The organism is Pseudomonas sp. TE21394 (assembly GCF_054057835.1).
The window spans coordinates 4663741-4677427 of record NZ_JBSRZR010000001.1 but is presented as its reverse complement, the minus strand read 5'-3'; the positions used below and the strand labels follow the sequence as shown (position 1 = coordinate 4677427).

15 protein-coding genes are annotated in these 13687 nt (G+C 63.6%); 8 read left to right on the top strand and 7 right to left on the bottom strand.

Going from position 1 to position 13687, the window contains the following annotated elements; genetic code table 11:
- The first annotated feature begins 106 nt into the window (after window positions 1-106).
- The gene (locus ACVWZT_RS21475; RefSeq protein ID WP_296233452.1) at window positions 107-1000 is read left to right on the top strand and encodes a bile acid:sodium symporter family protein; all 894 of its coding nucleotides are present in this window, start codon (window positions 107-109) and stop codon (window positions 998-1000) included.
- 33 nt (window positions 1001-1033) lie between these two features.
- Here ACVWZT_RS21475 and ACVWZT_RS21470 read toward each other — a convergent pair whose 3' ends face one another.
- A complete protein-coding gene (locus tag ACVWZT_RS21470) occupies window positions 1034-1501 on the bottom strand; it encodes a sterol desaturase family protein (RefSeq protein ID WP_457471259.1) in 468 nt (155 codons plus the stop codon).
- A 388-nt stretch (window positions 1502-1889) separates the two neighbouring features.
- Between ACVWZT_RS21470 and ACVWZT_RS21465 the strand changes: the two genes are divergently transcribed.
- Complete coding sequence (locus ACVWZT_RS21465; protein WP_296233456.1) at window positions 1890-2603, top strand: MgtC/SapB family protein; 714 nt, start codon at window positions 1890-1892, stop codon at window positions 2601-2603.
- 28 nt (window positions 2604-2631) lie between these two features.
- On the top strand, window positions 2632-3141 hold the full coding sequence (locus ACVWZT_RS21460; RefSeq protein WP_457471257.1) for a GNAT family N-acetyltransferase: 510 nt from the start codon (window positions 2632-2634) through the stop codon (window positions 3139-3141).
- A 40-nt stretch (window positions 3142-3181) separates the two neighbouring features.
- On the opposite strand, the gene ACVWZT_RS21455 is transcribed toward ACVWZT_RS21460, so the two are convergent.
- Window positions 3182-4750 (bottom strand): sensor domain-containing diguanylate cyclase, encoded by a 1569-nt coding sequence (locus ACVWZT_RS21455; protein ID WP_457471255.1) that lies wholly within the window; start codon window positions 4748-4750, stop codon window positions 3182-3184.
- Window positions 4751-4901: 151 nt separating this feature from the next.
- Between ACVWZT_RS21455 and ACVWZT_RS21450 the strand changes: the two genes are divergently transcribed.
- Window positions 4902-5402 (top strand): DUF4142 domain-containing protein, encoded by a 501-nt coding sequence (locus tag ACVWZT_RS21450; RefSeq protein ID WP_296233462.1) that lies wholly within the window; start codon window positions 4902-4904, stop codon window positions 5400-5402.
- An 8-nt stretch (window positions 5403-5410) separates the two neighbouring features.
- Window positions 5411-5662 carry a hypothetical protein gene (locus tag ACVWZT_RS21445; protein WP_457471253.1) on the top strand — a complete coding sequence of 84 codons (252 nt, stop codon included), beginning with the start codon at window positions 5411-5413 and terminating at the stop codon, window positions 5660-5662.
- A 76-nt stretch (window positions 5663-5738) separates the two neighbouring features.
- Here ACVWZT_RS21445 and ACVWZT_RS21440 read toward each other — a convergent pair whose 3' ends face one another.
- The gene (locus ACVWZT_RS21440) at window positions 5739-5903 is read right to left on the bottom strand and encodes a DUF6021 family protein (protein WP_296233465.1); all 165 of its coding nucleotides are present in this window, start codon (window positions 5901-5903) and stop codon (window positions 5739-5741) included.
- Between the two features lie 57 nt (window positions 5904-5960).
- On the bottom strand, window positions 5961-6947 hold the full coding sequence (locus ACVWZT_RS21435; RefSeq protein ID WP_457471252.1) for a DNA-binding protein: 987 nt from the start codon (window positions 6945-6947) through the stop codon (window positions 5961-5963).
- Between the two features lie 240 nt (window positions 6948-7187).
- Between ACVWZT_RS21435 and ACVWZT_RS21430 the strand changes: the two genes are divergently transcribed.
- The 3 genes from ACVWZT_RS21430 to ACVWZT_RS21420 all read left to right on the top strand — a co-directional run bounded on the left by ACVWZT_RS21430 (window position 7188) and on the right by ACVWZT_RS21420 (window position 9874).
- Window positions 7188-7793 carry a helix-turn-helix transcriptional regulator gene (locus ACVWZT_RS21430; RefSeq protein ID WP_457472131.1) on the top strand — a complete coding sequence of 202 codons (606 nt, stop codon included), beginning with the start codon at window positions 7188-7190 and terminating at the stop codon, window positions 7791-7793.
- 138 nt (window positions 7794-7931) lie between these two features.
- Entirely contained in the window at window positions 7932-8930 is a 999-nt protein-coding gene (locus ACVWZT_RS21425) for a threonine/serine dehydratase (protein WP_457471250.1), read from the top strand.
- Entirely contained in the window at window positions 8927-9874 is a 948-nt protein-coding gene (locus ACVWZT_RS21420; protein WP_457471248.1) for an ornithine cyclodeaminase family protein, read from the top strand. Before ACVWZT_RS21425 ends, ACVWZT_RS21420 begins: the two co-directional genes overlap by 4 nt.
- 12 nt (window positions 9875-9886) lie before the next feature.
- On the opposite strand, the gene codA is transcribed toward ACVWZT_RS21420, so the two are convergent.
- From codA to codB, 3 genes are read right to left on the bottom strand one after another with little or no spacing between them, the layout of a single operon-like run.
- The gene (gene codA / locus ACVWZT_RS21415) at window positions 9887-11128 is read right to left on the bottom strand and encodes a cytosine deaminase (protein ID WP_457471246.1); all 1242 of its coding nucleotides are present in this window, start codon (window positions 11126-11128) and stop codon (window positions 9887-9889) included.
- Between the two features lie 4 nt (window positions 11129-11132).
- Window positions 11133-12350: a PucR family transcriptional regulator gene (locus ACVWZT_RS21410; RefSeq protein ID WP_457471245.1), complete on the bottom strand. Its 1218-nt coding sequence runs from the start codon at window positions 12348-12350 to the stop codon at window positions 11133-11135.
- The gene (gene codB, locus ACVWZT_RS21405; protein ID WP_457471243.1) at window positions 12347-13612 is read right to left on the bottom strand and encodes a cytosine permease; all 1266 of its coding nucleotides are present in this window, start codon (window positions 13610-13612) and stop codon (window positions 12347-12349) included. Before codB ends, ACVWZT_RS21410 begins: the two co-directional genes overlap by 4 nt.
- Between the last annotated feature and the right edge of the window lie 75 nt (window positions 13613-13687).

Sequence of the window (13687 nt, the reverse complement as noted above, 5' to 3'; positions counted from 1 at the left end):
GGGCGGCGGTAACGGCAACAAATGGTTACTAAAGCTGGCGCTTTGCGATTAGCTATCAATCACGGCCGGCCTACACTTCTGCAACCTATGGCCGCGGGGACCTGCCATGACTGCTTCACCGTTGCTCACTGCCGTTCTTCCGCTGGCCCTGGGCATCATCATGCTCGGCCTTGGCCTGTCGCTGACCCTGGCCGATTTCGCTCGCGTGGTGAAGTACCCCAGACCGGTGGTGGTGGGCCTGGCCTGCCAGCTCCTGCTGCTGCCGCTGGTGTGCTTCCTGATCGCCAACGGCTTCGCCCTCGAACCAGCACTGGCGGTCGGTCTGATGCTGCTGGCCGCCTCGCCAGGCGGCACCACGGCCAACCTGTTCAGCCACCTGGCCCATGGCGATGTGGCCTTGAACATCACCCTGACGGCGGTCAATTCGTTGATCGCGATCCTGACCATGCCGTTGCTGGTGAACCTGTCGCTGAGCTGGTTCATGGCGTCGGACCAGGCCATCCCGCTGCAGTTCGCCAAGGTCATGCAGGTGTTTGCCATCGTCCTGCTGCCGGTGGCGCTGGGCATGCTGGTTCGCCATTTTGCCCCCGCCTTTGCCGCCCGCATGGAGAAACCGATGAAGCTGCTGGCGGCGCTGTTCCTGGCCTTCACCATTGTCCTGGCCCTGGCCAAGGACTGGCAGACCGTGGTCGAATACGCACCGCTGGTGGGCCTGGCCGCGCTGCTGTTCAACCTGCTGAGCCTGGCCGTGGGCTACTGGGTGCCGCGCCTGCTGGCGATTCCCAAGCGCCAGGCGATTGCCATCGGCATGGAGATCGGCATTCACAACGGCACCTTGGCGATTGCCCTGGCGTTGAGCCCTTCGCTGCTGAACAACGCGACCATGGCAGTGCCGGCGGCGCTGTACAGCCTGATCATGTTCTTCACCGCGGCAGGGTTTGGCTGGTGGGTCAGCCGCGGGCTCGTGGCGCTGCAGGCCAACGGTGAGGCAGTGAACTGAAGACAGTGCCGGCGCCAGGGCCAGCCGCAATTGTCACGGCCGGCTGCGCCTGCTGCGCAACTGCCGTCTCAACTCCTGCAACGGCGGTGCGTAGAAGAACCCGAACGATACGCTCCCGGTGCGCCCCTTCACCGCATGGTGCAACCGGTGCGCGCGGTGCAGACGCTTGAGGTAGCGGTTGACCGGGCGTGGCTTGCGCGGCCAGTGCCGATGAGACAACCCGTCATGCGCCACGACGTACAGCATCCCGTAGCCCGCCACGCCACCGCCAATCCACTGCAAGGGCGCATAACCGCTCTTGCCCAGGGCAACCAGCGCCGTGGCGACCAGCCCCAGGGCCAGCAGGTACAGGTCGTTGGTTTCGAGCATGCCCAGCTGTGGCTCATGGTGCGAGCGGTGCAGCCACCAGCCCCAGCCATGCATGATGTACTTGTGAGCCAGCGTGCCAACGCCCTCCATGACCACCAGGGTGGCAAACAGCACGGCGAGATTGAACAGCATGGAACGTTCCGGGTGGTGGCGAAGGGAGGCGCAAGGGTACCGATTGCCGGCATTTTTTTCCATGCAGGCTGGGCAGTTGCGAGCGTCAGGCTGATGACAACCACTGTCACGTTTTCACCCTTGACCTCTTCTACCACGCGGCGTAAGGTCCGCAACGCAAATTTTGCATTGCCGAAACAGGAGACCGCCTTGGACAGTAGCCCCAGTGACATGCGACAGGCCCCCGTGGCCCAGTAGTCCGGCAGTGTCCGTCCCTGTCTGGCTGCCCTGGCTGGACGGTGGTTTCTCACCCCTCTTCCCCTCCTCGTGGTCCTGCGCATTTTCTGGTTTTTCAACCGCGCCTGATGGTGGCGTTCATGCGGGCACGCGCCCGTGGAAGAGGTTTGCTATGGATTGGAAAGTATTTCTGCTGCGCGTCAGCACCGCTTTGCTGTTGGGTGCGCTGATTGGCGCCGAACGTCAACTGCGTCAACGTCTGACCGGGCTGCGCACCAATGCACTGGTCAGTACTGGCGCCTGCCTGTTCGTGCTCATGACCCAGGCGGTGCCAGGCATGGTGCCTGGTGACGCATCGCGAATCGCTGCCTATGTGGTGTCGGGCATCGGCTTTCTCGGCGGCGGCGTGATCATGCGCGATGGCTTCAACGTACGCGGCCTGAATACCGCAGCCACCTTGTGGTGCACCGCCGCCATCGGCGTGCTGTGCAGCCTGGGCTTGCTGCTAGAGGCAACGCTGGGCAGCCTGATGGTGCTGTGTGCCAACATCCTGCTGCGGGACATCGCTCAGCGCCTGGACCGCCAGGAAATGGTGCCGGCCAGCGAGGTGGAACAGCGCTTCGAAGTACGCATCGTTTGTCGCAACGAGGATGAGATCCAGGTTCGCAGCCTGATGCTGCACAGCCTGGGCGATCCGCAGTTGCGGTTGCAGTCACTCCACAGCGAAGACCTGAGCAACCCCGCCCGCCTGGAGGTACGTGCCGAACTGCTGGGCGCCGCGCAGGCGCCGGCGCAGCTCGAGCGCCTGGTCAGCCGGGTAAGCCTGGAAAAGGGGGTAAGCTCGGTGCGCTGGCAACTGCAACCCCAAGTGTCCGGGGCAGACTAGGACCTACCACTTTCGAAAAGACTGATTCATGCGTATCCGCCCTACTCTCGAGCACGATATCCAATGCCTGCCTGAGGTGGAACGCTCGGCTGCCCGGGCCTTCGCTGACTGGCCGACACTGGCGTGGCTGGCGCAGGCCGAGGTGCTGGGTGTTGATGCGCACCAAGCCTTCGTCACTGCGGGCACCAGTTGGGTTGCCGAAGACCCACAAGGACGTGTGCTCGGTTTTGCCTGTGCCCGGCGCGAGCGGCATGCGTTGCACCTGTGCGAGGTTTCCGTGCGTCGGGAGGCCCAGGGGCAAGGTGTCGGGCGCGCCTTGTTGCGGCAGGTGGTGGACGTCGCGCGCCGGGAGGGTGCCCACGAGCTGACCTTGACCACGTTTGCCGATGTGCCGTGGAATGCGCCGTTCTATGCACGTTTCGGCTTTGAAAAGGTTGATGAGGAGCGGCTGGATACGCGCCTGCGAGACATCCTTGCTGTTGAACGTGCCCATGGCCTCGCCGGGCGCTGTGCCATGCGCCTGGCTTTAGGGCGCTGACCCCTGGCGTGTAGTGCGCCGCCAGCCGCGGCGAGCAGGCTCAGGAATCCGCTTTTGCCCAGCTTTTTTCCGCCACGCAGTAGGTGTCCCGGCCCTGACGTTTGGCCTGATACAAAGCCGCATCCGCTGCCGCCATCAGCCGCTCGGCGGTGACTTCCTCCTGCGCCGGGTTCCCCGTGGCTATGCCGGCACTGCAAGATACCCGTCCAAGTGGGCTGCCGGCATGTTCCAGCATTTGCCGGCGCAACAGCTGCTGTACCTCCTGCACCAGCAGTTCCGCTCCTCGGGCGTCGGTGTCGGGCAGCAGCAGGGTGAATTCCTCGCCGCCATAGCGCACTGCCAGGTCGGCCGGGCGCTTGAGCGCCTGTTGCAGTACTTCGCCGATGCGCCGCAGGCATTGGTCGCCCGCCGGGTGGCCATAGCGGTCGTTGTAGGCCTTGAAGTAGTCCAGGTCGAGCATCACCAGGGTCAGCGAATAGCCTTGGCGCCGCGCCCGACGCAGCTCCGCTTCGAACACCGCATCCAGCCGCCGACGGTTGCCCAGCCCGGTCAGGCTATCGGTCAAGGCCAGCGACTTGAGGGTCTGGTGTGCCTGGTGCAGCGCTCGCTCGATGACGATCCGCTCGCGCAACTGGCGCAGTACCACGCCACCGAATGCCGCCAGCCCCAACAGCATGATCAGCAACACGACCATTGATTTGATTGCGTCGTGCCGCCAGGGCGCGACGATCGACTCTCGCGACAAGCCCGCCTCCACCACCAATGGGTAGCTCGACAGCGCACGATAGGCATATAGCCGCGGCGTGCCGTCTACCACCGCGACTGCCTCCACCAGGCCTTCTGCTGCGTAAGGCAGGTGGTTGCGGAATACCTCGCTGTTGGCCAGGCTGCGGCCGACCACCTGTTCGACGAAGGGCCGCCGGACCAGGATGGTGCCGTCGCGCATGGCCAGGACCAGCGCGCCACGTTCGTCGATCTTGAAGTCGCCGTAGTAATGCACGAACCAGTCGACTTTGATAGTGCCCAGCAACACCCCGGCGAAGCTGCCGTCGGCATGCTCCAGCCGCCGGGAAATGGGAATGATCAAGGCCCCCGTGGAGCGGCTGCGCACCACAGGCCCGATGTGTACGTCTCGGTCGCTGTGGGTGCGGTGATAGATGAAGTAGCCGCGGTCGGCATTGTTGGCGTTGGGCGGTATCGCTGCCTGGTCGGTGACGATCCAGTTGCCCTGTGCGTCGTACACGAACAATCCATGCAGCTGGGGCATGATACTTTTCTGCTGTACCAGCAAGGCGTGCAAGCGCGGCCGGTCGATGTGGTCGAAACCATCTCCCTCCAGCCGCTCGGCCAGGGCTGCGGTGATGGCATCCACCTGGCGGATGGAGTCTTCGGCGTGTTGCGCCGTGGCCCTGGCCAGGTTGGTGACCATGTTCTCGGCATTGGTGAAGGCATACCGGTAATCGCGCCAGATGCGCCAGCTTTCGACCACGACGAAGGCCAGCATCACCAACAGCATGAACGCCAGCACCAGGCGGAACAGCGCCACGGCACGGCCCTCAACGGTTATGGCGAAAAGCCCGTCCTCGTCCTTATTCCTGGCTGCGCACATTGAAATCCCTGGCCACCCACGTTTGCCGCTGTTCACTATAGTTCACCAGCATATGGACACCGCCGGCCAGGAAAAAGATTAAACCTTTGCCCCGCATTCACCCTCAACCGTACGCGACACTGAGGTCGCGTCACGGTTTAAGGAGTGAGGCATGAGCAATCTCTTCATCAAGCGCGTCGGTTTTTCCATGGTGCTGGGCCTGGCATCGGTACATGCACTGGCGGCGAGTTCCGATGATTTTGTCGAAGCCGCCACCGAGTCCGGCATTGCCGAAGTGGTCACCGGTAAGCTGGCCCAGGAGAAGAGCCAGAACACCGAGATCAAGACATTTGCCCAGCAAATGGTCACTGACCACACCCAGGCCAACCAGAAACTCGCTGATATCGCCCGCAAGCTGGACATTTCCGTACCCGATGAGGCAGCGATCACTGACAAGGTCAAGAAAATGATCCTGGAATGGCGCGAAGAGTCCTTCGACAAGGCCTACATCAACAACCAGGTGGATGCTCACGAAAAGGCGGTGGAACTGTTCAAGAAAGAGGCTGCCTCGTCTGACAAGGCCGAGCTGAAGGCCTTCGCCAGCGAAACCCTGCCCAAGCTCGAGCAGCATCTGGAGCACGCCAAGGCACTTCAGGCCAAGCATGGCAAGTGAGGCCCGCCATGACTAACGATGCATTGAAGGCCGAGGTTCTGACCCGCCTGCTGCACGCCCACCCTCAAGGGCTCGGTAAGGAGGTGCTGGACAATTACCGCGGTGAGAAAGCGGTGGCCGGCATGCTCAAGACCTTGCAGGAAGCCGGCCTGATCCAGGACGGCAGCGTGACGGTCAGCAGCGACCACCAGATCAGCGTGAACTACCCGATCAAGCTGTCTGCGGCGGGCGTGGAGGCTGCCGAGCAAGCCGACACTTGAGTGTCGGCTTGCTCGGCCCTTGCTGTCGTCGGCAAGCCAGCGCCCTTTGGGTGGCTGGCTTGCCGGCAATTCGCCCCTAGCGCTTTTTCTCGATGTCTCTGGGGGGCTTGGCCGGCCCTTGAGGGTCGACTTGCGGGTCCTCGAGATCGGGTGAATCCGGGTCGAAGCCCAGGTCAGGCTTGTTGTCGGCCTGCTCGGACGAATGAGGCCCTTCTTTGCGTTCGGGTTGGGTTTCAGGCATGGCGCTATCTCCACCGGGAATGTATACGGAAGAAAGCCCCGGCCCGAAAAAGTTTGATCAATCTTCAGCCTCGGCCAATTGCGCCTTGCACTGCGCCAACGCTTCATCACGTTCCACAAGCTGCTGGGCAAGCTGCTGCAACTGCCGCGCCTGTTCCGCGCACAGGTCGCGCTGTTGCTCCAAACGTTGCGCCTGAGCATCCAGCTGCCGACGCATTTCCTCGCTGGCGCCCTGCGCCTGGGCCAGGATCGTGCGCAGGCCCTGGATCTGCGCGTCACGCTGCTCCAGCAATTCATCCTGCGCCCTGCAGGCGCTGGAGGCCTGGCGGTGTTCACCCAGCAAACGCTCGTTATCACGGTGCAGGCGGGTCAGCTCGTCCTGTTTGACGATCATGCCCTGCTGCAACTGGCGCACTTCCACCTGCAGTTGCTGCAGTTGCGCTTCGTGACGGCGTTGTTCCTGCTCGCGCTGTTCGCGGCTGGCGGTGCGGTAGTGTTCCAGCGCGTCGCGGGCATGGCGGTGCTTGTCTTCCAGCGACTTGATCTGCTCGTCCTTGTCCGCCAGGCGCAGCTGCAGTTCGCCCAGTGACTGGTTGAGGCTGGCACTGCGCAGCTGTTCGGCTTGCAATGTGCTTTGCGTAGAAAGCAGCTTTTCCGATTCGGCGGCCAATGCGGTTGCGTCGATCTGATGCTGTTGTTGCGCAGCAGCCAGCGCCTGCCTGGTGGTTGCCAACTGCGCTTCGAGCTGCTCGCGCTGTTCGCTGAAGCGGCGCTCGGCCTGCTCGACCTTCAGGTCCGCCTCATCCTGCAGTTGGTTGGCCAACTGCCCGACCATTCGGCTCAACACCTCGCTCAGCGCAAGGCCGCCAGCGGCGGCCACAGGTTGCTGACCGCTCAGCTCCTTCAGGTAGCGGTGAATGGTGGTTTTGGAACCGGTGTTGCCCAGCTCGATACGGATGGCATCGATGCTGGGGTTTTCGCCCCGGGCAATCAGCGCCTGACGCGCCTGCTGCACTACAACCTTGTTGATACCACCCCGGGCCATGTCTGCTCCTACAATTTTGTAATGTGATACGTACCATGTAATTACATACCGATTATGCGGGCCAGCGGCCGTTCCGGCAAACCATTGCTGACAAGTAATAATCACGGCTTATCGCATGTGAGTGGTAGAACAAGCGGTTTCTGGCCGCCAGCAAACGTACGCCGCGGCGCTTGCAAGACGCCTTGTGTCGGTGGTGCTTTGCAGCCACCATGGTGCCTGGCACTCGACCCGCGACCGAAAATGACCCTGGAAAACTACAAGGCAATCGCCGACAGCATCGCGCTGCTGCTGTACCCGCACGCAGAAGTCATCATTCACGAACTGCGCAGCCAGACCGTCGTTCACATCGCCAACAATTTCTCCCAGCGTGAACTGGGCGACGATTCGGCGATCGACCACGAACTGGAAGACCTGCTGAACGGGGTCAACCTGGGCCCGTATGAAAAGCTCAACTGGAACGGCCAGAAGATCCGCTCCATCAGCAGTGTGCTGCGCAACCAGGCTGGTGAAGCCGAGCACCTGATGTGCATCAACCTGAATGTGTCGGTGCTGGAGCAAGCCCGCGCGGCGCTGGATGCGTTCTTCCAGATGAGCCGGCTGGTGCCGCAGCCCGATTCGCTGTTCCGCAACGACTGGCAGGAACGCATCAATACCTTCCTGCATGCCTGGCTCGGGGAACGCAACCTGTCCCTGCAGACATTGCGGGCCAAAGACAAGCGCAACCTGGTGCAGGCATTGCATGCCGAGGGCGCGTTTGAGGGGCGTAGCGCTGCCGATTACATCGCCAAAGTGCTCAACATGGGCCGGGCGACGGTGTACAAGTACCTGAAGGAACTGCGCACCTAGGCGGCAGGCAACGCCTTCAGTTTTGTACAGGACGTTGCGAGCCAGGCAGTGGCGCGAGTGGCAGGTGCATCCCCTTGCCAGCCATGGACAATATGTCTATGGTGGACATACTTTCCATGCGCCTTCAGGAGTGCAGTCATGTTCCCCGCCACAGGTTCACCCACCGTCGATGCCACTGACCTCGACACGCTGTACCAGGCGATCAAGGATGCCCATGTGGCGCTGCGCCCAGCCGTCAGCATCACACCGCTGACCTACAGTGCCCGGCTCTCGGCCATCAGCGGCTGTCATGTGTTGCTCAAATGCGAGCATTTGCAACACACGGGCTCGTTCAAGTTTCGTGGGGCCAGCAACAAGATCCGCCTGTTGCCTGAGGAGCAGCGCTGCAAAGGGGTGATCGCCGCATCTTCCGGCAACCACGGGCAGGCGCTGGCACTGGCAGGTAAAGGCGCTGGGGTGCCGGTCACCGTGTACACCAGCAACGGCGCATCGGCCTACAAAGTACAGGCCATGCGCGCGCTTGGCGCTGAAGTGGTGGGTTTGCCCAGCGACCCGTTGGGGGTCGAACTGGAGGCTGCCAGGCAGGCCCAGGTCCAGGGCAAACCATTCGTCTCACCCTATAACGACCCGCAGGTCATTGCCGGGCAAGGCACCATCGGCTTCGAGCTGTTCGAACAGGCACCGGACCTGGACGCCGTGTTCGTGGCCGTCGGCGGTGGCGGAATGATCTCCGGTATAGCTGCGGCCCTGCGGGTACTCAAGCCAGGTACCGATATCATCGGCTGCTGGCCAGAAAACGACCCGGCGCTGGAGCAGTCGCTCAAGGCCGGCAAGATCATCGACGTGGCCGCGCGCGAAACGCTGTCCGATGGTACAGCCGGCGGCGTCGAGCCTGGCAGCATTACCTTCCCGCTGTGCCAGGCGTTGCTGACCGACACCGTGCTGGTCAGCGAGGCCGAAATCAAGGCCTCCATGCGCGAGATCGCCAGCAGTGAACGCTGGATCATCGAAGGTGCCGCGGCCGTCGCCGTCGCCGGCATGCAGAAGCTTGCCGAGCGTTACCGTGGCAAGCGCGTCGCGGTGATCCTGTGTGGTCGCAACATCGTGCTGGACGCGTTCCTCGAGGCTATCCAGTGAGGTGCTTCAGCAAGGCGCAAATCGTGGCCAGCCTCGACCCCGAGGTCGCACTGCGTGGCCTGGAACAAGGCTTCATCGCCTTCTCGGCGGGCAAGGTCCAGGTGCCACCGATCCAGGGCTTCAGCTTCCCAGGCGCGAACGGCGACTGCTGCGTTAAGTCGGCCTATATGGAGGGTAGCGCCACCTTCACGGTGAAAATCTCGACTGGCTTCTATGACAACCCGGGCAAAGGCCTGCCGAGCAACGATGGCTTGATGCTGGTGCTGTCTGCGCAAACCGGGCAGCCCTTGGCGCTGCTGCATGACGAGGGTTGGCTGACCGGCATGCGCACCGCCCTGGCCGGGCGTATTGCCGCACGCTTGCTGGCACCGCCGCAGGTCACTGCCATCGGCATATTGGGCGCGGGCATGCAGGCGCGGATGCAGCTTGAACAGCTGGGCGCCATTACCGATTGCCGTCAGGTCATGGTCTGGGGCCGGCAGGACAGCGGGCTGGCCGCCTACCGTGCGTTTGCCCGCACGCTGGGTTATGAAGTGCGCACCACGCAGGACGCCGCCGAGGTCGCTGGGGCGGCAAACCTGATTGTCTGCACCACCCCTTCCCGCCTGCCGCTGTTGCGCAGCGAGTGGGTCCGACCCGGCACGCACATTACCGCTGTGGGTGCCGACGGGCCCGGCAAGCAGGAGCTGGACCCGGCACTGGTGGCCAGGGCCGCGCGCATCGTCGTCGACTCGGTAACGCAGTGCAGCCAGTACGGCGAGGTTGCCCACGCCTTGCGCAGCGGCCAGATCGACACGACGCAACTGATCGAACTGGGTACCTTGCTGGCCAGCGGCGCCCCTGGGCGGGAGCACCCTGACCAGGTTACCCTGGCCGACCTGACCGGTGTGGCGGTACAGGATGCACAGATCTCAAGCTGTGCTCTGGCAGCGTTGACCGCCTGAGGCCACGCCGCCTCAGGCAAAACGCTGTACTTGCTCCGGTGTCCGCTGCATCAGCACCTTGCCATGGCGCACCGAGACCAGCGCATGCCCCTGGCTGCGTACCATTTCGTAATCGTCCGGCGCCGACAGCAGCAGCAGGTTCGCCGGCCGCCCCTTCGCGATGCCGTAGCCCTCCCCCAGGTTCAGGGTACGGGCGCTGTTGTCGGTGATCAGGTCCAGGCAGCGCTGCAGGTCTTCGTAACCGAGCATGTGGCAAATGTGCAGGCCGGCTTCGAGAATACGCAGGATGTTGCCGTTGCCCAACGGATACCACGGGTCGACGATGGAATCCTGACCAAAGCACACGTTCATCCCGGCACGATCGATCTCGGCCACGCGGGTGACGCCTCGGCGTTTCGGGTAGTTGTCGAAACGCCCTTGCAGGTGAATGCTCTCGGTCGGGCAGGAGACGAAATTGATACCCGACAGCTTGAGCAGGCGAAACAGCTTGTAGCAGTAGGCATTGTCGTAGGAGCCCATGGCCACCGTGTGGCTGGCTGTAACCCGGGCCCCCATGCCGCGCACTCGGGCTTCCTCGGCCAGCACTTCCAGGAAACGCGACTGGGGGTCGTCGGTTTCGTCGCAATGCACGTCCACCAGGCAGCCGCTACGCTCGGCCAGGTCCATGAGGAACTTCAGCGAGGCCACGCCCTGGTCGCGGGTGTTCTCGAAATGCGGAATGCCGCCCACCACGTCGGCGCCGATGGCTACCGCCTCGGTCATCAGCGCCCGGCCGTTGGCATATGACTCGATGCCTTCCTGGGGAAAGGCCACGATCTGCAGGTCGACCAGGTGACGCACTTCGTCACGTACCTCGACCATGGCCTTGAGCGCGGTGAGCTTCGGGTCAGTAACATCGACATGGGTCCGCACATGCTGGATACCATGGTCCACCAGCATGCCGATGGTCTTTTTCGCGCGGCTCTTGATGTCGTCGTGGGTGGTGATTTCCTTGCGCTCGGCCCAGCGTTCAATACCTTCGAACAGGGTACCGCTCATGTTCCACTTCGGCTCGCCGGCCGTCAGCGTGGCATCGAGGTGGATGTGCGGTTCGACGAAAGGCGCCACCACCAGGTTCTGCCCGGCATCCAGGTCACCCGCGGACGTGGGCGCCACCTCATCGGCCTGGGGCACGATGGCGGCAATGCGCGCGCCGTCCAGTTCGATGCGGAACAACCCAGGCTTGCCGCGCAGGCGTGCGTTGATAATGTTCATGCTGTTACTCCTTGCAGTGGTCTTCGCTCATACGCCAGATCAACAGGGCGACCGAAGCATTCATGCGGAAAAGCGGGTCGTCGAGCGACTGCCCGCTGAGTTGTTCGATGCGCACAATGCGCTGATTGATGGTATTGCGATGCAGCCCCAGGCGCTGCGCGGCCCTGAGCGCGTTGCCGTTTTCCATGAGCAAGGCATCCAGGGTGTGCACCAGCGCATGGGCGTGCTTGCGCCCCGGGGCAATCAGCGGCCCGAGGGTGCGGCTGACGAAGTCATCGATCAGCGAGCGGTCGAGAATACCTTGCAGCAGGCGCAGTACGCCCAGTTCGCTGAAATTGCAGTAGCCATTGGCCGGGCGCAAGTGCTGCGCCACATCCAGTGCCTGGCGCGCCTCGTTGAGGGCCTGGCGGTAGTGGGCGCAATCGTCGGCGAGGCTCGACAGGCCCATGTGCAGGCCCAGTTCACCGGTCGCGGCGCGCAACTGCCGGTACAACGCCGCCAATATATCGGGCAGGTCGTGCGTGTCGGCCAGCAACACCACGAACAGGTCGCCAGGTAATTGCGCGCTGACGCTGCCCGGGCGTTGCCGGCACCAGGCATCGAGCTGGTCCTCCAGGGCCTGGCGGGTCGCTTGCCAGGTCCGCTCGCCGCGGGCCAGCCCGTGCCGCTCGAACACGCCGTCCACGCCTGTCAGGCGTACTGCCAGCACGCGCCGCGGTGCATCCAGCGCCAATTGCAGGTGCGCTGCCCGCTGCCGGGCAATCGCCAGGCTCGGGTAGTCACCGGTGAGTAGCTGGCCGAGGATGTCATTGCGCGAGCGCCGGGCCTGGCTCATCTGCACCAGCGCCGTACCGATCAGGTGGGTGACCACCACCATCTTCAGTGCGTACGGCTGCTCGATCAGCGGCAAGCCCAGCTGCTCGGCACGGGCAATAACGGCGGGCGGGATGCTGCGTATGAAGCTGCCGCCGGTTAGAATCACCATTCCGGCAATGCCCACAGCCTCACCATCCTCCATCAGGCTCAGCAGGTTGGCCTCGCCGCGTGGATGGTTTATTCCGGTGACAAACACCAGTTCACCCCCCATTACCCATTCGGCGATGCCTTCGTTCTCTGCCACATAAGGCCAGCGCACCCGCCGGTACAGGTTGCGCGCCCCGGCCAGCACGCGCAGTTCGTGCAGGCCGGGCAACTGCAGGATCTGCTCCAGCGCCAGGCTCACGGCTCGGTGCCTGCCTGGCCTGGTGCCCGGCGCCGTGCGCCCAGCTCGACGAGGACGATGTAGCACAGGGCCGAGGCGCCAATACCGACCAGTGGGGCGATCCACGGCGAGGTGCAGGCCAGTGCCGCGCCCACGGCATAGGCCACCAGCCCGGTCAGGTTGTAGCGCGGCAGGCTTGCCGTGCCCAGTGCCGGGAACCTGCCGCGATGGCGATACCAGAAATCGGCCATGATCACCCCACCCACCGGCGGAATGATCGAGCCCAGCAGCACCAGGAACGGGATCAGCATTTCGTACATGCCGCCGATCGCCAGCACAATCCCGACCCCGGCTGCCGCCAGCGTTGCGCTGCGCCGACGCTCGCTGCGCAGCAGGTGGCAGGCGGCGGCCGAGACGTTGTAGATGGTCGGCCCCTGGATGGTCCACAGGTTCAGGCACAGCATGACCACCGCCGCGAACGACAGGCCCTGCAGCATCATCACCTCGACGATATCGGCCTGCTGGTAGACCATCGCGCACCAGGCTCCGGCCACCACCATCAAGCCGTTGCCCAGCAGGAATGCCACCACGCTGGCAATGACCGCCACCCGGCCGCTACGCGCCAGCCGAGTCCAGTTGGTTGCCTGTGTGGCCCCACTGGCGAAGGTGCCGAAGACCATGGTCACAGCAGCCGAAAAGGTCATGGTCTCGTGCGGTAGCACCGCGGCCAGGCCGGCAAGGCCACCGGCATCGCGGGTGGCGATGTACATCGACACCAACAGCAGCACGAACATCAGCGGCACCGACACCCGCGACAGCACATCCAGCCCCTTGAAACCGATGATGGCCGTCATGCTGAAGCCCAGGCCGAACAGCACCATCAGCGGCATGCTGACGCCCTCCGCCAGCCCCAGCAGCCGGACCAGCACGATGGCCACCGTGGCCGTACCCCAGGCATACCAGCCCAGTTCGGCGAAACCCAGCAGGAAGTCGGAAAGCCGGCTACCCGCCTCGCCGAAGCAGAAGCGCCCCATCAGCACGGTGTTCAATCCGCTGCGCGAGGCGATGAACGCCAGGGCTGCGGCATACAGGGCCAGCAGGCTGTTGCCGATGGCGGCTACCCATAACATGTCGACAAAATTGAAGGCCATGCCGAGCTTGCCGCCGGCGAACATCGTGCCGGTAAAGAAAGTGAAGCTGAACAGGACCATCGCGATCGGCAGCAGGCCCTTGCGGGCGGACTGCGGGGCTTCGCTGAGCGGAAATTCGCTGGATGAGCTCATTGCACGGGGCTCCAGGTTGTAGTCGGGAGCAGGGAGAGCAAGATGCAGGCCGCTTTTACTGCGCCGGCCATGCTG